The sequence below is a fragment of the Finegoldia magna genome (assembly GCF_003182075.1).
GTDB classification, from domain to species: Bacteria; Bacillota; Clostridia; order Tissierellales; family Peptoniphilaceae; genus Finegoldia; species Finegoldia magna.
The window spans coordinates 14408-33971 of sequence record NZ_QGTH01000016.1; the positions used below are offsets into that span (position 1 = coordinate 14408).

The 19564-nt window shown below is 32.3% G+C and carries 18 protein-coding genes; 17 read left to right on the plus strand and 1 reads right to left on the minus strand.

The features are described from left to right. Positions 1-3 precede the first annotated feature (3 nt). The gene (locus DES33_RS07040; protein ID WP_110058512.1) at positions 4-456 is read left to right on the plus strand and encodes a GNAT family N-acetyltransferase; all 453 of its coding nucleotides are present in this window, start codon (positions 4-6) and stop codon (positions 454-456) included. An 88-nt stretch (positions 457-544) separates the two neighbouring features. On the opposite strand, the gene DES33_RS07045 is transcribed toward DES33_RS07040, so the two are convergent. After that, a complete protein-coding gene (locus tag DES33_RS07045; RefSeq protein WP_110058513.1) occupies positions 545-1048 on the minus strand; it encodes a GNAT family N-acetyltransferase in 504 nt (167 codons plus the stop codon). 138 nt (positions 1049-1186) lie between these two features. Between DES33_RS07045 and DES33_RS07050 the strand changes: the two genes are divergently transcribed. From DES33_RS07050 to sufB, 16 genes are all read left to right on the plus strand, one after another. After that, the gene (locus DES33_RS07050; RefSeq protein WP_110058514.1) at positions 1187-2368 is read left to right on the plus strand and encodes an arginine deiminase; all 1182 of its coding nucleotides are present in this window, start codon (positions 1187-1189) and stop codon (positions 2366-2368) included. Between the two features lie 2 nt (positions 2369-2370). After that, positions 2371-3360 carry an ornithine carbamoyltransferase gene (gene argF / locus DES33_RS07055; RefSeq protein WP_094223285.1) on the plus strand — a complete coding sequence of 330 codons (990 nt, stop codon included), beginning with the start codon at positions 2371-2373 and terminating at the stop codon, positions 3358-3360. Between the two features lie 180 nt (positions 3361-3540). Beyond that, the gene (locus DES33_RS07060) at positions 3541-4767 is read left to right on the plus strand and encodes an O-antigen ligase family protein (protein WP_110058515.1); all 1227 of its coding nucleotides are present in this window, start codon (positions 3541-3543) and stop codon (positions 4765-4767) included. A 98-nt stretch (positions 4768-4865) separates the two neighbouring features. After that, positions 4866-5699, plus strand: coding sequence for an MBL fold metallo-hydrolase (locus DES33_RS07065; RefSeq protein ID WP_094208390.1), 834 nt, complete (start codon positions 4866-4868; stop codon positions 5697-5699). Continuing rightward, complete coding sequence (locus DES33_RS07070; protein ID WP_094224479.1) at positions 5674-6501, plus strand: tRNA 2-thiocytidine biosynthesis TtcA family protein; 828 nt, start codon at positions 5674-5676, stop codon at positions 6499-6501. The genes DES33_RS07065 and DES33_RS07070 overlap by 26 nt, the downstream gene beginning before the upstream one ends. 31 nt (positions 6502-6532) lie before the next feature. Next, positions 6533-7726 (plus strand): FprA family A-type flavoprotein, encoded by a 1194-nt coding sequence (locus DES33_RS07075; RefSeq protein ID WP_094224480.1) that lies wholly within the window; start codon positions 6533-6535, stop codon positions 7724-7726. A gap of 182 nt (positions 7727-7908) precedes the next feature. Further along, positions 7909-9573, plus strand: a complete 1665-nt coding sequence (locus DES33_RS07080; RefSeq protein WP_265334468.1) for a formate--tetrahydrofolate ligase — start codon at positions 7909-7911, stop codon at positions 9571-9573. A gap of 157 nt (positions 9574-9730) precedes the next feature. Continuing rightward, the gene (gene gcvT, locus DES33_RS07085; RefSeq protein ID WP_094205414.1) at positions 9731-10831 is read left to right on the plus strand and encodes a glycine cleavage system aminomethyltransferase GcvT; all 1101 of its coding nucleotides are present in this window, start codon (positions 9731-9733) and stop codon (positions 10829-10831) included. Between the two features lie 12 nt (positions 10832-10843). Next, a complete protein-coding gene (gcvH, locus tag DES33_RS07090) occupies positions 10844-11224 on the plus strand; it encodes a glycine cleavage system protein GcvH (RefSeq protein ID WP_002835405.1) in 381 nt (126 codons plus the stop codon). After that, positions 11224-12570, plus strand: a complete 1347-nt coding sequence (gene gcvPA / locus DES33_RS07095; RefSeq protein ID WP_110058517.1) for an aminomethyl-transferring glycine dehydrogenase subunit GcvPA — start codon at positions 11224-11226, stop codon at positions 12568-12570. Before gcvH ends, gcvPA begins: the two co-directional genes overlap by 1 nt. 1 nt (position 12571) lies before the next feature. Next, positions 12572-14026, plus strand: coding sequence for an aminomethyl-transferring glycine dehydrogenase subunit GcvPB (gene gcvPB / locus DES33_RS07100; RefSeq protein WP_110058518.1), 1455 nt, complete (start codon positions 12572-12574; stop codon positions 14024-14026). Next, complete coding sequence (gene lpdA, locus DES33_RS07105; RefSeq protein ID WP_094205417.1) at positions 14026-15435, plus strand: dihydrolipoyl dehydrogenase; 1410 nt, start codon at positions 14026-14028, stop codon at positions 15433-15435. Before gcvPB ends, lpdA begins: the two co-directional genes overlap by 1 nt. A 168-nt stretch (positions 15436-15603) precedes the next feature. Then, positions 15604-16806, plus strand: a complete 1203-nt coding sequence (locus DES33_RS07110) for a S1C family serine protease (RefSeq protein ID WP_110058519.1) — start codon at positions 15604-15606, stop codon at positions 16804-16806. 202 nt (positions 16807-17008) lie between these two features. Then, positions 17009-17284: a hypothetical protein gene (locus DES33_RS07115; protein ID WP_102164369.1), complete on the plus strand. Its 276-nt coding sequence runs from the start codon at positions 17009-17011 to the stop codon at positions 17282-17284. 116 nt (positions 17285-17400) lie between these two features. After that, on the plus strand, positions 17401-18150 hold the full coding sequence (gene sufC, locus DES33_RS07120; RefSeq protein WP_110058520.1) for a Fe-S cluster assembly ATPase SufC: 750 nt from the start codon (positions 17401-17403) through the stop codon (positions 18148-18150). Beyond that, a complete protein-coding gene (sufB, locus tag DES33_RS07125) occupies positions 18150-19562 on the plus strand; it encodes a Fe-S cluster assembly protein SufB (protein WP_002835398.1) in 1413 nt (470 codons plus the stop codon). Before sufC ends, sufB begins: the two co-directional genes overlap by 1 nt. Positions 19563-19564 lie beyond the last annotated feature (2 nt).

Genomic DNA, 19564 nt, shown 5'->3' on the forward strand with positions numbered 1-19564 from the left:
AGAGTGATAAAATTGATTGTACAAATAGGAATTGACAGGATTGATGAGATAGTGGAATTTGAAAATTTGTGTTTTTCATTTGAAGCTTGGTCAAGAGAACAAATAATTGATGTTTTAAATGACAAAAGAACGATTTACCTTTGTTATGAAGAAAATGGAAAAATAATTGGATTAATATGCCTTTACAATTGGTGTTCTGAGAAAGATTTTCTTAAAATATTTAGCATTGCAACTCATCCTGAACACAGAAATCAAGGAATAGCACATGAATTGTTAAAAGAATCAATTAAAATAGCTTCAATAAATAAGCTCAAAAGAATAAAAGCTGAGACTAGAAAATCTAATTTTAAAATGCAAAAAGTTTTTGAAGATATGAACTTTAAAAAAATGGATATGGTTGAAAATTATTACGAAGAACCTGACGAAGATGCTTTAATTTATGAATGTCATTTATAAAGAATAAAAGATTTACATCTTTACGTGTAACTAAAAAATAGCAAACCAACTTAAGGACAATCCTCATACAAATGGTTTGCTATTTTTTTTATTTCAGTAGTTTTTCGAATGCTATTCTCTCGTCTGTTTTTCTTATATAAATTATCCCACATTTTTGAAATCCGTTTTTCTCAATAAATCTTAGCATGGATTTGTTGTCTTTGTGAGTGTCCACTCTAATTGAATCGTAGTTTAGTTCTTTTAATTTATTTTCAAAAAAATCCAACAGATTTTTGGCTACATTTTGCGATTTGTAATCTGGGTTTACTGCGATTCTATGAATTACTCCGTATTTTCCATCAGATAGCCATTTTCCATCAATGTTTTTATAATCCGCATCTCCATCCAAAACCAACACAGCCATTCCTACAACTTTTCCTTTAATCTCTGCTACGTATAATCTATTTTCTTTCAAATCAGCCAAGAACACATCTTCATTGGGATAATTTTCGCTCCATTGATTTATTTTGTTTTCTTTCATATATATTTTGGCATTTTCAACAATTTCCATTATTTCTGCTATATCATTTTCTTTTGCAATTCTTTTTATCATTTTTCACCTCATTTTATATAAAATTTTAACATATTTCAAAAAATATTTTAATATTAAAAAAATTTCGATATTTTTGTGTTAAATTTTCTCACAAATGTGTTATAATTTTATGTGGAAATCAGTTAAGGAGGCAACATATTGAAACCAAATATTTACTCTGAGATTGATAAGTTAAAATCTGTAATAGTTCACAGACCGGGAGAAGAATTAAACAATTTGACTCCTGATTTTATGGAAGAGTTATTGTTTGACGAACTTCCTTACTTGGAAAATGCTATCAGAGAACATGATTTTTTCTGTGAAACTATGCGTAATGAAGGTATTGAAGTATTATACCTAGAAGATTTGGCTGCAGAATCTATTAAACAAGATGACGTTAGAAAACAATTTATCGAAGATTTCCTAGAAGAATCGGGAAATAAATCCGCAGATGAAATCAATTTACTAAGAGATTTACTTACAAATATTTCAGATGAGAAAGAATTGATACTTAAAACTATGGCAGGAGTTAGATTGGATGAAATCGGTATTAACGACGAAAGCGGAAGACTTTTAGCTGTTAATCCAATGCCTAACTTGTATTTCACAAGAGACCCATTTTCTTTTGTGGGAAATTGTGTAAGTATCAACAGAATGTGGTCAGAAACTAGAAATAGGGAAACGCTTTATGCAAAATATATTTTCACTTATAATTCTAGATTCAACGATATTGAAAAGATTTACGATAGAACAGAAGACACTTCTATCGAAGGCGGAGATATTTTAATTTTGAACAGCGAATGTGTAGCTGTTGGTATTTCTCAAAGAACACAAAAAGAAAGTGTGGACAAATTCGCTAAGAATTTATTAGAAAAATCAGATTTCAAATTTGTTTTGTCTTTCAAAATTCCTAACAAAAGAGAATTTATGCACTTGGACACTGTGTTTACAATGATTGATAAGGGAATTTTTACGGTTCACCCACTAATCGAAGGACCTTTGTATGTTGAAAAATTGTATCTTGAAGATAATACTTTACAAAGAGAAGTTCAAAAAGGTTCATTAGAAGATATTTTATCAACAAATTTACACGTTGATAATGTCAAAATTATAAGATGTGGTGGAACAAACCCAATCGATCAAATGCGTGAACAATGGAATGACGGTTCAAATACTTTGGCGATTGCACCAAATACTGTTATTGTTTACGACAGAAACAATGTTACAAACAGCTTGCTACAAGAAGCTGATGTAAATATAAGAACTATTAAATCAGGCGAATTATCTAGAGGACGTGGGGGTCCAAGATGTATGAGTATGCCATTTGAAAGGGAGATGTAATTATGTTAAAAGGAAGAGATTTTTTAACTTTAAAAGATTTCACTAAAGAAGAAATCGAACATTTACTAAATGTAAGTGCTGCATTAAAAGAAAAGAAAAGAATGGGTATTGTAGGAGAAACTTTAAAAGGCAAAAACATTGTTTTGTTATTTGAAAAAACTTCTACTAGAACAAGATGTTCATTTGAAACTGCTTGTTATGATGAAGGCGGTAATGTAACATTCTTAGGTATGAATGATAGCCAATTTGGTAAGAAAGAATCTGTAAGAGACTCTGCTTTAGTATTATCAAGATTCTACGATGGTATCGAATTTAGAGGATTTGACCATGCAACTGTAGAAGAATTAGCAAAATATTCTTCAGTTCCAGTTTGGAATGGTTTAACTGATATTTATCATCCAACACAAATCTTAGCAGACTTTTTAACTGTAAAAGAAAACATCCACAAAAATTTAGACCAAGTTAAATTCGTTTATGTTGGTGATGGTAGAAACAACATGGCAAACTCTTTAATGATTGGAGCTGCTAAATTAGGTATGGAATTTGTAAATCTTGCACCAAAAGAATTACATCCATCAAACGAAATGATGAACTCTATCCAAGAAATTGCCAAAGAATCTGGTGCTAAAATCACAGTTACAGATGATTTCAATAGCCTAAAAGGTGCAGATGTAATCTACACTGACGTTTGGGTATCAATGGGTGAAGAAGATCAATTCGAAGAAAGAATCAACTTACTTAAAGATTACCAAGTAGATATGAAGAAAATCGAAATGACTGAAAATCCTAACGTAATCTTCTTACACTGCTTACCATCTTTCCACAACTTAGAAACTAAAGTTGGTCGTGAAATCCACGAAAAATTTGGACTGTCAGAAATGGAAGTAACTGATGAAGTATTCTACAGCAAATATTCAAAAGTATTTGATGAAGCTGAAAACAGAATGCACACTATCAAAGCAGTTATGGTAGAAACAATCGGCAATAAATAAATTTTAGATTTTTGAGAGATAGCTTTTGGTTATCTCTTATTTTTTATTGTAAATATTGCAAAATTCTCAAATTTTTGATAAAATATCTTGTCATCGTCAATAGTTACGATTTGTCAAAAAACGTATATTATAACGGATTTTTGATATTATATAAGTAATGATACGAATGAGAGGTGAAATATGAAAAGTTTTTACAATAGAATATTAGATTACACTACAGATCAAAAATTTATTCTTTTGACTGCTATTGCAATGTTTATGCCGTTTTATATCGGAATTGGCGTTTTGATAGTGGATATGTTTTATTTTGTATATCAAAATAAATTCAAGGAAATTTTTGACAAGACTAATCTGTCTGTGTTTGGATTGATCTTCGCTGTTTATTCGTTAGTAGTGAGCATTGTGTTCAACAATACTTATGGAATACTTGCGACAGTCGGAATGTTTGTGCTTTTCGTATTTGTGCTCTTTATCAGGAAAAATATGACAGAACAATTTATGGAAGACTGTATGATAATTATAATGTTGTTTGCATCGTTTTGTTTTTTGATAACATTGACTCAGTATTCGATAATTTTGAAGAACAATTCATTCAACTACGCTCAATTTATGAAATACATCAGCGAGAATAGAACTACTGTTGGAACATTCTTTTTCAATGCAAATTATTATGCTATGGTTTGTTCTTTGGTTGGGATAATTAGTGCGTACAAATATTTTTCGACAGAATCATTTGAAAGATTATTTTCTTTTGTGGTTGGGATTTTAAGCGTTTTGACTTTATTAATCACAGATTCAAGAGGAGCGATGTTTGCTAGTTTCATAGCGGTGTTTGCTCTTACAATTATGATGAAAAAAAGAAAATATACTATTGCGATTATTTCTTTATTTGCATTGGGTTTTGTTGGAATTGTTGCCGCTGGAAGAATGGATTTGATTCCAAGAATTGACAAAATTGGTTTTGATATGGGACTTAGAAAATCTATTTGGATTAGTGCTATTGAAGCTTTCAAGAAGAATTTTGTAATAGGAGTTGGGCCACTAGGAATACACAATATTTACGCTACAATAAGAAATCGTGCAATTGTCCACTCACACAATTTGTATTTGGATATTTTGGTTAATTTTGGATTGATAGGAGCAGGATTGTTGGTTCCAATTATCTGTCAATTGTTCAAAGAAATCAAAAGCCTGTATTCAAAAAAATACACCAAAATGATTATAGCAATGATAATTATGGTTATGATTCACAGTATGGTGGATGTTACAATATTTTGGACACAAACTTCGTTCATATTTTTAACATTTGTGGTAGGAGTTGGTGAATTATCAACCGTTCCAGTTACAGAATTAAGCTTGTTTAAGAATAAGAAATCTTTTAATACAAAAAATATTTACGAAAAATAAAACAAAATTTCAAGATAGTTGGTAAAATTTGCCAACTATCTTTTTTACTTTAAAAAAAACTCAATATCAATTATAATAGTAAACAAGGAGGATTTTGAATGAGTTTTAAATTTTGTTCGCTATCAAGTGGATCAAGCGGAAATAGCGAATATATAGAGACAGAACACTCCAAAATATTAATCGATGCAGGTTTTAGTGGTAAAACTATTGAAAACCTACTTAAATATATAAACGTAGACCCAAGTAAATTAGATGCAATCTTTGTGACTCATGAACACGCAGACCACATTAAAGGAATTGGCGTGTTGAGTAGAAGATACGATTTGCCAATTATCGCAAATACTGAAACTTGGTATGCAATGGATAGCAAGATTGGAAAGATAAATGATAAAAATATTTATATCTTCGAAAATAATAGACATATTAATTTCAAAGATTTGGATATTTTACCGATTAAAACTAGTCACGATAGCGCAAATAGTTGTGGTTATGTGATTAGCAAGGACGACAAGAAAATTTCTTTAGTTACTGATACTGGAATTATCGAAGATAGCGTGTATGAAGAAATTAAAGATTCGAATCTTTTTTTTATTGAAGCAAATCATGATGTTGATATGCTAAAGTACGGGAGTTATCCTCCAGCATTAAAACAAAGAATATTGTCGGATCACGGACATTTGTCCAATGATTCGTGTGCGTACTTATTAGGAGATATTCTAAGAGGAAATCATGAAGTTATTCAATTAGCGCATTTGAGTAAGGAGAATAATACTCCAAGAAAAGCGCTAAGTACTGTTGAAGATTATTTGAGGAGTTTGGGACTTGATGTTGGAGAAGCTGTGAGTTTAGAAGTAGCTGAAAGATATAGCCCTAGTAACATAGTAGATTTAGAAAAAATGGAGATATATGCAAAGAACTGTACAAGAAGTTGAAAGAGCAATTATAAAAAAATATAGAAAACACATTTGGTCGAAGTTTATAAAGGCCATAAAAGAATATGATTTGATTCAAGATGGAGACAAAATAGCAGTATGTATGAGTGGTGGCAAGGATAGTCTGCTTCTTGCAAAATTATTCCAAGAACTTCAAAAACACGGAATGAATAATTTTGACCTTGAATTTATAGCGATGAATCCAGGATATAGCGAAGAAAACACAAGACTTGAGAAGGAAAATTTCGAGAAACTTAACATTCCTTATCACATGTATGATACTGATGTATTTAGTGTTAGCGAGAAGATTTCATCTAACAATCCATGTTATATGTGTGCGAGAATGAGAAGAGGTGCGCTTTATTCCAAAGCAAAAGAGCTTGGTTGCAATAAAATGGCGTTGGGACATCATTTTGATGATGTTATAGAGACTATTTTATTGAATGTTTTGTGTTCTGGAAATTATAAAACTATGATGCCAAAGCTTCACTCTAATAACTTTGAAGGAATTGAACTTATCAGACCGATGTATTTGATTAGAGAAGAATCTGTAAAAAGTTGGTTGAATTACTCAGGATTAAAAGCATTAGATTGTGCTTGTTCTGTAACTAAGAAAACAGAAGGATCTATGAGAAAACAAATCAAACTATTGATTGCAGAATTGTCGAATAGAGGATTTACTAATGTAGAAAATTCTATATTTAAATCCAGTGAAAATGTTGATGTATCCAGAATTCTTGGGTATGAATATAATGGAGAAAAGTATAACTTTTTGGATACTTATGGTGAAAATGATTTATAATCGTTAATTTAGTTAATTTATAGGAGGAAATATGGGAACAGAACCAATTAAAATCCAAGAAAATTTATATTACTTGGGTGTAAATGACAGACAAACAGAATATTTTGAAAACATGTGGCCATTGCCTTATGGAGTAGCTTACAATTCTTACTTACTTACAGGCGAAAAAACTTGCTTGATGGACACTGTAAAAGTCAGCAAAAGTGATGAATTTGTAGATAGCGTTAAAGCTATTTTAAAAGATAGAAAATTAGATTATTTGGTAATTCATCACATAGAACCAGATCATTCAGGTTCAATTCCACAAATTTTAGACCTTTATCCAGATTTAAAAATCGTAGGAAACAAGAAAACAAGATCAATGTTAAATGATTATTATGAAATTGATTCTGACCATTTTATCGAAGTTGGAGAAGGTGACGAATTAGATTTAGGAGATAGAAAACTAACATTCTATTTAACAGCAATGGTTCACTGGCCAGAATCAATGGTTAGTTACGATGCTGAAAATAAAATTTTATTCTCCCAAGATATTTTCGGTGGATTTGGAACTAATGACGGAGCAATATTTGATGACGAATTAGATTACGATTTAAGAAGAACAGAATTCAGAAGATATTATACAAATATCGTTGGAAAATACTCACAAATGGCTGTACGTGCTATTAACAAATTATCTTCTTTGGAAATTGAAACAATATGTCCTGTTCATGGTTGTATTTGGAGAAAACAACCTTCAAGAATTGTAGAAGATTACACTAAATGGGCAACTTATGAAGTAAATGAAGGAGTTGTAATAGCTTATGCATCAATGTATGGAAATACAGAATTGATGGCAGATCAATTAGCTAGATATTTGGCAGACGAAGGTGTTAGAAACATCGAAGTATTTGATGTAAGTAAAACTCATGAATCGTATATACTTTCAAATTGCTGGGAAAAGAAATCATTAGTATTAGGATCTTGCACATATAACAACACTGTATATCCAGTAATGAATAATTTATTGAACATTTTGAAAATGCAAAAATTAAAAAATCATGTGGTTTCTGTTTTTGGATCATTCGGATGGAGCGGTGGCGCTGTCAAAAATCTAAAACAATTTGTTGAAGAAGGAAAATTCGAAACAACAGAAACTGTTGTAGAAGCTAAAGGTCGTATGAAAGATGAAGACGATCAAGGTCTAAGACAAATGGCAAAAGAAATTGCAGCGAAAATTAAATAATAAACTTCAGAGCCAATCATTAATTTGATTGGTTCTATTTTTTTATTTGAAAAATGTGTTAAATTAATAATAATTATCAAAAAAATTAAAAAAAGCGTTTTTTAGTGTTATTATTGAATAAAGTTGGGTATAAATAGCTTAGTGGTTATTAGGATAATAGCTAATAAATAAATTTGGAGGTAATGATTATGGCTACAGATGTAGAAATTGCTCAAAAAGCGAAATTAGAAAAAATCAGTGTTATCGCTGAAAAAATGGGATTAACAGAAGAAGATTACGAACAATATGGTAGATATAAGGCAAAATTAGATTTAAATCTTTTTGAAAAAAACAAAGACAAAAAAGATGGTAAATTAATTTTGATGACAAGTATTAACCCAACTCCAACAGGAGAAGGTAAAACAACTATGAATGTTGGTTTGGCAATGGGACTTAATAAAATTGGCAAAAATGCTATCTCAGTTTTAAGAGAACCATCTTTAGGACCAAACTTTGGTATGAAAGGTGGAGCAGCTGGTGGTGGATATGCACAAGTAGTTCCAATGGATGAAATCAACATGCACTTCACAGGTGACTTCCACGCAATCACTACTGCAAACAACTTAATTTGCGCAATGATGGATAACCACATTCACCAAGGTAATGCGTTAAACATCGATCCAAAACAAATCTTAATTAAGAGATGTATGGATATGAACGAACGTGAATTAAGAGATATAATCATAGGTGTTGGAACTAAGGGTAACGGAGTTATGCGTCAAGATGGTTTCGAAATAACTGTTGCAAGTGAAATCATGGCTATTTTATGTCTTGCAAAAGATTTGAAAGACTTAAAAGAGAGAGTTGGAAACATTCTTATAGCTTTTGATAAAGAAGGTAAACCAGTTTACGCAAAAGACGTTAAAGCTGATGGTGCTGTAGCATTAATCATGAAAGAAGCTATCAAGCCAAACTTAGTTCAAACATTAGAACACACTCCAGCAATTATTCATGGTGGACCATTCGCCAACATTGCACACGGATGTAACTCTGTAATAGCTACAAAATTAGGATTAAAGCTTGGGGATTATGTTGTTACAGAAGCAGGTTTCGGTGCTGACTTAGGAGCAGAAAAATTCTTCGATATCAAATGTAGAAACGACTTACATCCAAACATGGTATGTATCGTAGCTACAATCAAAGCTTTAAAACATCACGGGGAAGCAGAAGACTACAAAGTTGAAAATGTAGAAGCTTTAGAAAAAGGATATGCTAACCTTAAACGTCATATCGAAAACATGAAGAAATACAAAGTTCCAGTAGTAGTAGCAATCAACAGATTTGCAAATGATACTGATGCTGAAATTAAGAAATTAACTGAATTGGTTGAAGCAGACGGAACAAGAGCTATTTTCTGTGATGTATGGGCAGAAGGTGGCGAAGGTGCAAAAGAATTAGCAGAATACGTTGTTGAAAATACAAAAGAAGAAAACGAATTTGAATTCTTATATGACCTTGAATTACCAATCAAAGAAAAAATCGAAAAAATTGCAAAAGAAATCTACAGAGCTGACGGTGTAGAATTTAGTGCAAAAGCTAAGAAGAAATTAAAACAAATCAAAGAATTAGGATTAGACAATTATCCAGTATGTATGGCTAAGACTCAATACTCATTCTCTGATAATAAAAAATTAATCGGAGCTCCAACTGGATTTACAATTACAGTAAGTGATTTCAAAATCTCAAGAGGTGCTGGATTTGTTGTTGCACTATTAGGTTCTGTAATGACAATGCCAGGTTTACCAAAAGTACCTTCAGCAGAAAACTGTGATGTTTTAGATGATGGTACAGTTGTAGGATTATTCTAGAAAAAATTTAAAGCCTGAATTTGTGTAAATTTATTATGATTTATAAAAATTTTCTATAAATTCAGGCTTATTTATTATCAGAATTAATAAATTTTGTTACAAATACTAATAACTTTTATGGTACAATAGTTATGAAAAGGATTATAAGTAAAAGGAGATGCTTATGAGTACAAAAAAAACTCCTCTATATGAGGAACACAAAAAATTAGGTGGAAAAGTTGTTGACTTCGCTGGTTTTTATTTACCAGTTGATTATGAAGGATTACAACAAGAACACGAAGCAGTAAGAAACAACGTTGGTTTATTTGATGTAAGCCATATGGGTGAATTTACTGTAAAAGGCAAAGACGCTTTAAAATTTATAAACTATGTTTGCACTAATGATTACACTAAATGTGCAGATGGTCAAATCCAATATTCTTTATTATTACATGAAGATGGTGGAATGGTTGATGACTTATTAGTTTACAAAAATAACGATGAAGACTTTTTAATGGTTCCTAACGCAGCCAACACTGAAAAGGACTTCAAACATATCTCTAAATATGTAGATAAGTTCGATGTTGAACTTAAAAACATCAGCGACTCTGTTGCAGAAATCGCTATTCAAGGTCCTAAGGCTGAAGAATTATTACAAAGATTAGTTGAATTTGATCTTTCAAAAATTGAATACTATCATTTTGTAAAAGATATTAAATACAAAGAATATGATGTATTAATTTCTAGAACTGGTTATACTGGTGAAGATGGATTCGAAGTTTATGCAACTGCAGAAGCAATTGTAGACTTATGGAATGAATTATTAGAAAAAGGAAAAGACTTAGGTGTTAAACCATGTGGTCTTGGATGTAGAGATACATTGAGATTCGAAGCAGCAATGCCTTTATATGGAAATGAACTTGCAGATGAAGTATCTCCATTAGAAGTTGGCTTGAAATTTGCAGTTAAAATGGATAAAGACGACTTCGTTGGTAAAGCTAAAACTCAAGAAAAAGTTGATGCTGGAATCGACAAGAAACTTATTGGTATCGAAATGCAAAGCAAACGTATTGCAAGACAAGGTGCTGAAGTTCAAAAAGATGGTAAAACTATCGGTAAAGTAACTACAGGATACCTTTCACCAACATTTGGCGTATGTTTAGCAAACGCATTTGTAGATAAATCAGCTGTAGCATTAGGTGATGAAGTTGATGTTATTATCAGAAACAAACCAACTAAAGCAACAGTTGTTAAAAGAAAATTTTTGGATAGAAAATAGGGGGAAAAGAAAATGGCAGAAGTAGCAAAAGATTTATTGTACACAAAAGATCATGAATGGATTAAAGTAGACGGAGACGTTTATGAAATTGGTCTTGCAGATTATGCACAAGACAGTTTAGGAGATATCGTATACGTTGAATTACCAGATGTTGATGATGAAATTGATGCAGAAGAATCTGTAGCAAGTGTTGAATCTGTAAAAGCAGCATCAGAAGTTTACACTCCATTTGCTTGTACAATCGTAGAAGCTAATGAAGAATTAGATGATGAACCAGGTAACATCAATAAAGCTCCATACGAAAGCTGGATTGCTAAGGTTAAATTCGAAGACTTCGATGAATCTAAATTAATGACTGCTGATGAATACGAAAAATTCTTAGGAGAATTATAATGTATCCATACATCTCAATTACTGATCAAGAAATTGAGGAAATGCTAAAAACAATTGGCATTTCCTCTACTGATGAACTATATTCAGATATTCCTGAAAATGTTCAATTCAAAGGAGAACTTAACATACCAAAAGCAAAAAGTGAAGTTGAAGTTAGAAGATATTTCGACGAAATTTTTGCTAAGAACACATCTACTGATGATAAGGTTTGTTTCTTAGGTGGTGGAGCTTATGATAGATACGTTCCTTCTGTTATTCCAGCAATGGCAAGCAGAAGTGAATTCTACACTTCATATACACCATACCAACCAGAAATAAGCCAAGGTACTCTTTCCTATATTTTTGAATATCAAACAATGATGGCAAACCTTACTGGTATGCCAATATCAAACGCTTCTTTATACGATGGAGGAACAGCTATCACAGAAGCAGCTTTGATGACTATCCAAAAGTCCAAAAAATCAAAAATTCTATGCGCTAATACAGTTAGTCCTTCAGCAAAAGAAATATTGTTGACTTATTGTCACGATAGAAAAGTTGAAGTAGAATTTATCCCAATGAAAGATTTACTAACAGATATGGACGAATTGGAAAAAATGATGACTGACGAAGTAGGTACAGTTATCGTTCAATCTCCAAACTATTACGGATATATCGAAGATGTTAAAAAATATGAAGAGTTAACTCACTCTATCAAGAAAAACTACTTGATAATGTCAGCAGATCCTATGAGTTTAGGTTTGTTAAAAAAACCAGCTGAATATAATGTTGACGTTGTTGTAGGTGAAGCTCAACAATTCGGAGTAAACTTACAATATGGTGGACCTTATTTAGGATATATGTGTTTTACTGATGAATTTGTTAGAAAATTCCCTGGCCGTGTAGTAGGACAAACTACTGACGAAGACGGTAAGAGATCATTTGTTTTAACACTTTCAGCAAGAGAACAACACATTAAACGTGATAGAGCAACTTCAAATATTTGTTCAAACCAAGGGGTTAACTTACTTGCAGCAAGTATTTATTTATCACTTTTAGGTAAAGCTGGTATTAAAGAAGTAGCAACTCAATCATTACAAAAAGCTCACTATCTATTTGAAGAATTGAAGAAAATAGACAAAGTTAAAGTTCTTAGTGAAAAACCATTCTTTGATGAATTCACTATCGGTTTTGACAAAGACACTGAAGAAGTTAAGAAAGCATTATTTGATAAAGGATTCTTAGCTGGAATTAGCATTAAAGAAGCTACAGATGGATGTGGCAATGGTTTAATTATTGCTGTAACAGAAAAGAGAACAAAAGAAGAAATGGACAATTTTGTAGCAGCAGTTAAGGAGGTATTATAATATGGCTTATAACAAGTTAATATTTGAATTATCACAACCAGGTAGAACTGGATATAAACTTCCTGAATTAGACGTAGAAGAAAAAGATAACTTAATTCCTGAAGAATTTTTATCAAATGAAGAATTAGATTTACCAGAAGTTAGTGAAGTTGACGTAGTTCGTCACTATACTAATCTTTCAACTCTAAACTTCGGCGTAGATACAGGTATGTATCCATTAGGATCTTGTACAATGAAGTACAACCCTAAAATAAATGAAGAAATCATAGCAAACCCAAAACTTGCACGTCTTCACCCAAAACAAGATGACTACCAAGTTCAAGGTGCATTGGAAGCAATGTATACTTTACAAAAATCACTATGCGAAATCTCTGCAATGGATTATATGACATTACAACCAGCAGCAGGTGCTCATGGTGAAATCACTGCTATTACAATCTTCAAGAAATACCACGAAGTTAATGGTAATTCTGAAAAGAATGAAATCATAGTTCCAGACTCAGCTCACGGTACTAACCCAGCAACAGCTGCAATGGCAGGATACAAAGTAGTAGAAGTTAAATCAAACGAAAATGGTGTAGTAGACGTTGAAGACTTAAGAAAAGTTGTAAACGAAAAAACAGCTGGTTTGATGTTAACTAACCCTAATACTTTAGGTTTATTTGAAACTAAAATCAAAGAAATCGCTGAAATAGTTCACGAAGCTGGCGGATTACTATACTATGATGGAGCAAATGCTAACGCTATTTTAGGACATGCTAGACCAGGGGACATGGGATTCGATGCAATCCACTTCAATGTTCACAAAACATTCTCTACACCACACGGTGGTGGAGGTCCAGGTGCAGGTCCTGTAGGTGTTAAGAAATTCTTAAGAGATTATTTACCAAAACCAATCGTTGAAAAAGACGGAGATAAATATTTCTTAGATTACAACATGGAACATTCTATTGGTAGAATGAAAGACTTCCAAGGTCACTTCGGAATTTTAATGAGAGCATTGACTTATATCCTAACTATGGGTAGTGACGGATTGAAATGTGCATCTACTACAGCAGTATTAAATGCAAACTATCTACAAGCTCAATTAAAAGACGATTACAACTTACCACATGACTTCATCTGTAAACACGAATTCGTATTAGGCGGATTAAAGGATGATTGTGATGGTCAAGTTAAGACATTGGATGTAGCTAAGAGACTGTTAGATATGGGATTCCATCCACCAACAGTATACTTCCCATTAATCGTTCATGAAGCATTAATGGTAGAACCTACTGAAACTGAACCAAAACAAACTCTTGACGAATTCGTAGCTGCAATGAAACAAATTGCACAAGAAGCAAGAGAAAACAAAGATATATTATTAGAAGCTCCTATTACAACTGTTGTTAGAAGACCTGATGAAACAGAAGCTGCTAAGAAGTTAATATTGACTTACAAAAAAGGAGAATAATGACTAAAGATATCATTATTATCGGCGCTGGACCTGGTGGCTATGAAACAGCCATCAGGGCATGCCAGCTCGGTTTAAATGTAACTTTAATCGAAAAAGCTGAAGTAGGTGGTACATGCTTGAACAGAGGATGTATACCTACTAAAACTTTATGGAAAATTGCTGATTTGTACAAAGAAATTAAAGAATCAGAAACTTTTGGAATTGAAGTTAATGACCATAAATTATTAGCCGATAAAATTAAACAAAGGAAAACGGAAATTATCGAAAGACTTAGAAGTGGCGTTGAATACCTTTTCAAAACTTACGATAATTTAACTTTTATTAGAGGAGAAGCTAGCTTTAAGGATAATAAAACAGTTGTTGTGAAGACTTTGGAAGGAGAAACCAAAGAACTTACAGCTGATAAAATTATCATAGCTACTGGATCTAAAGACTATAAGCCAACAAATATTGAAGGTATTGACCATCCTAAAGTTTTGACATCAACTGGACTTTTGGAATTAGAAGAAATTCCAAAATCAATGGTTGTTATTGGAACTGGCGTAATAGGAATGGAATTTGCATCAATTTATTCACAATTTGGAACAGAAGTTACTGTAGTTGGTAACAAACTGTTGAAAACAGAAGATGGCGAAATCCAAAAACGTCTAAAATCTATTCTAAAAAGCGATACTTTGAAGTTTGTAACAGGAGTATATGCTAAGAAAATAGTTGAAGAAGACGGAAGACTTAAAATCATTAGTCAAAAAGTTGGCAAAGATAAATTCCAAGAAACTTATGCAGATTACGTTCTTGTAGCAAGTGGAAGAAGCAGCAATATAGATAATCTAGGAATTGAAAACACAGATATTAAAACTGAAAAAAATGCTATTGTTGTCGATGAAAATCTTCAAACAAATGTCGAAGGTATTTATTCCATTGGCGATTGTGTGTACAAGAACACTCAATTAGCTCACGTTGCAAGTAATCAAGGTAAAAATCTTGTAAGAGAATTTTCAGGAAAAGAAAAAAATATCAATATGGATATAGTTCCAGCAGTTGTATTTACTGTTCCTGAAATTGCATCTGTAGGGTTAACTGAAGAAAAAGCAAAAGAACAAAACATCGATTATGTAACAAGCAAATTTATGTATCAAGCTAACGGTAAGGCATTGAGTTTGAATGCTACAGAAGGTTTTGTAAAGATAGTTGCTACAAAAGACTTATCTAAGATTTTAGGTTGCCACATAATTGGCCACGATGCATCCACATTAATTCACTTCGCAGCAATTGCGATGAACAATAACGTTGGAGTTGAAGGTTTATCAGCAATGATTTACGCTCACCCAACTATTAGTGAAGTGTTTATGGATTCTGTCGAACAATTAGAAGGTTTATCTATCAATACGCCAAACCCTAACAAATAAATTGAATCCTCGTATTTAATTTCCGAGAGAAATTAATACGGGGATTTTTTAATGGTTACAGAAAGTCAAATATAAAGTTTGATTTTTCGTAAACTTTTACGCTGTTTTACTCACAGTTAAAACACATTTGCTTGATAAAGTATAAGTATCAAATATGGAGGTGTAGATATGGATAGAGACCCATACTCTGAATACAACGATTACATTAAAAAAAGAAGGGACGGCTTGAGCGAAAGAAAAGTCGAAAATATGATAAAAGAAGAAATAGCTAAGAATAAACCTAAAATCGGTTGGTTAAAAGCTCTCACAATATTTTTACTAATATATTCTTTGGTTATGAGCTATTTCGTAGCAAAAAATATGACCGGTATTACTGAGACTATTAACAAAAGTGGTCAAGTAGAAAGTAGTACTATTTCTATAAAAAACAATAGTGTGTCTACCGAAAATGCCGTAGCCAAGAAATCTTTGGATTCTGTAGTTGGTATAACAACTGTAGGTGTTCAAGAAAATATGTTTTTTCAAGGCAGAGTTGTAGAAGGTGTTGGAAGCGGTGTTGTTGTTAGCAAAGATGGATATATTTTAACTAACGCACACGTTGTACAAGATGGTAAAGCAGAAAAAATCGAAGTCTTACTTACAAATGGCAAGAAATCATCTGCAAAATTATTGTGGTATGACACAACGCTGGATCTTGCGGTAATTAAAACTGATATGACTGGATTAAAACCAGTTGAAATGGGAGATAGCGACAAGGTTCAAATTGGAGACAAGGCGATTGCTATTGGTAATCCATTGGGATTGGATTTGCAATCAACATTGACTAGTGGATATATTTCAGGAAAAGACAGAACAATCACTTTACAAAATGGTCTACAAATGGATGGTTTGATGCAAACAGACGCTGCTATAAACTCAGGAAATAGTGGTGGTGGACTTTTCGACCAAGAAGGAAAACTAATTGGTATAAACACTGCAAAAGCTTCAGCAGAAGGAATTGGATTTACTATTCCTATTAACGTAGCCAAAACTATAGTAGACAATATAGTTTCTGGGGGCTCTTTTGAAGGAGTTAAGTTGGGAATTAGTGGAGTTGATGTAAAAACATTTCAACAAGCTACTGGTCAAAAATTATCTATAGACAAGGGAATTTATGTAGTAGAAGTTGTCAGAGGATCTTCTGCACAAAAAGCTGGAGTAACTAGAGGAGATATAATTACAAAAGTTAACGGTAAAGAAATCAATACGATGAGTTCTTTGAAGAAAGCATTGCTTGAAGTTAGACCACAACAAAAAGGCAAGATAACTGTCTATAGAGATGGCAATACGAAAGATTTGGATATTGAGTTTAGTACTTTACAACAAAAATAAGGTATCACGTTTTTTCCTTCCTTAATTTGCGTGAGATTTGAAATATATAAATTTGAAAGCGGTAGTGAGAACTATCGCTTTTAAATTAGAAAAAACAAATAAATTCTAAAAAAACGCCTAAAAAATCTAAATTTTTCGGTTTTGCTATTTACACAATGAATTAATTAGTATAAAATATGGGAGTGTTGAGGAGGAGAAAGATTTGAAGCAAATTTATTCTGTAAAAATGATTTTGAAATACAAGACGGATGTGTCTATATATGAAGAAGATATTGTTCTTATAGAAATGGAAAGCATTGATGAATTAAAAGACAAATGTTTGGAATATGTAGATTTAATTCAAGATGATTTGAACGATCATGAATTCGTAGAATTACATGAGATTGTGAATTGGAATTTGACCAACGAAAAATTCGACAGTTCGATGAATTTCAAGGAAGTTTATTCGGAATTTATAGACGAAGACGAAATTGCGTAGTAAAATAGTAGGTTTTTGTTTAAAGGCTTAACTATTTTGCTTTTTTCGTGTATAATATAGTAGGACATAAGGATCTCTTATATATATATTTATTACATAACTGTAAGGAGGTTATTATGTCAAAAAATTTATTAACTATTAAAGACTTATCCGCAAGGGTAGGAGATAAAGAAATATTAAAAAACATAAATTTAAATATAAACTATGGTGAAGTTCACGTTATTATGGGACCAAATGGTTCTGGTAAATCAACTTTAGCCAATGTTATTTTGAACAATCCACAATATGAAACTACTTCAGGTGATATTTTACTTGATGGAGAAAGTATTATGGATTTATCAACAGATAAAAGAGCCAAAAAAGGTATTTTTATGTCTTTCCAAAATCCAATGGAAGTTTCAGGCATTAGTGTAGAAAACTTCATCAGATCTGCGAAAATAGCAACAACTGATGAAAATATAGGATTCTTAGAATTCAGAGAAGAACTGGAAGATAATATGGATATACTTGAGTTTGATCATGGATATTCTTCCAGATATTTGAATGTCGGTTTTTCCGGTGGTGAAAAAAAGAAGAACGAAATTCTACAAATGTTAATGTTACAACCAAAACTAGCAATCCTTGATGAAACAGATTCTGGTCTTGATGTTGATGCTGTTAGAACTGTATCAAAAGGTGTAAAGGAATTCTTACATGACAATAATTCAGTTATTGTAATCACACATCACAAGGAAATCTTAAAAGAAATTAAGCCAGATTTCGTTCATGTAATCATGGATGGCGCTATTGTAAAAGAAGGTTCTAGCGAACTTTTGGATCAAATTGAAGAAAAAGGATTCAATTGGATTAGAGAAGAGGTGAAATAATGGCACCTAAAAAGAAGACTCAAGTCGATGAAATGGATAGAGGTATCTATGACATCAAGAATAAATTTACTTTTAGAAGAAAAACTGAAGAGGGCTTGACTCCTGAAATTGTAAGACAAATTTCAGAAGAAAAAAATGAACCTCAATGGATGCTCGAAAAAAGATTGGAAGCTCTTGAAATATTTTACAATTCAGAAGATCCTGAATGGGGACCGGATTTAAGTGTAGTTGATATGAATAAGGTCACAACATACATTAGACCTGATGCAGATAGATCAAGCGACTGGAATGAAGTTCCTGATGAAATCAGAGATACTTTTGATAAGTTAGGTATCCAAGAAGCTGAAAAAGAAATGATGCTTAGCGGTGTTGGTGCACAATACGATAGTGAGGTTGTGTATCACAACATTCAACAATCTTTGGTAGACCAAGGGGTTATTTATACAGATTTTGATACGGCTCTTAGAGAACATGAAGATATTGTTAAACAATATTTTGCAAAATCAATCACACCAAGATTGCACAAATACGCAGCACTTCACTATGCAGTGTGGTCAGGTGGATCATTTGTATATGTTCCAAAGGGAGTAGATGTTAAAATCCCACTTCAAAGTTATTTTAGATTGAATGCTCCAGGAGCAGGTCAATTCGAACATACAATGATTATCGTAGAAGATGACAGTTATTGTCACTTCATTGAAGGTTGCTCAGCTCCAAAATATAACGCACTAAATGTACACGCTGGTGCAGTTGAAATCTTTGTTGGAGAAAATGCTACTCTTAGATTTTCAACAATCGAAAACTGGTCACGAAATATGTACAACTTAAACTCAAAAAGAGCAATCATTGAAAAAAATGGTAAAGTTGAATGGGTTTCTGGTTCATTTGGATCAGCGGTATCCATGCTTTATCCATCAAGTGTCTTAAAGGGAGAAGGCGCAAGCAGTGAGTACACTGGTATTTCATTTGCAGGACGTGACCAAAACTTAGACACAGGTGCTGTTATGATTCACGCAGCCCCTCACACTACAAGCTATGTAAACAGCAAGTCTATCTCTAAATCAGGTGGAATCAGTGTTTACAGAGGTTTAGTAGATATAAAAGAAAATGCTTACGATTCAAAATCATCAGTAAGTTGTGAATCGTTAATGTTAGATAATGAAAGTAGATCAGATACAATTCCAGTTGTTAAAATAGGAAACAAACATGTCGATTTGGGACATGAAGCATCTATCGGTAGGATAGATGATCAAGTTATTTTCTATTTGATGACAAGAGGTATTCCAGAAGAAGAAGCAAAATCAATGGTAGTTCGTGGATTTGCTGAACCAATAGCTAAGGAATTACCTATGGAATATGCGGTTGAGATGAATAATTTAATTAATCTTGAATTAGAAGGAAGCATAGGATAGGA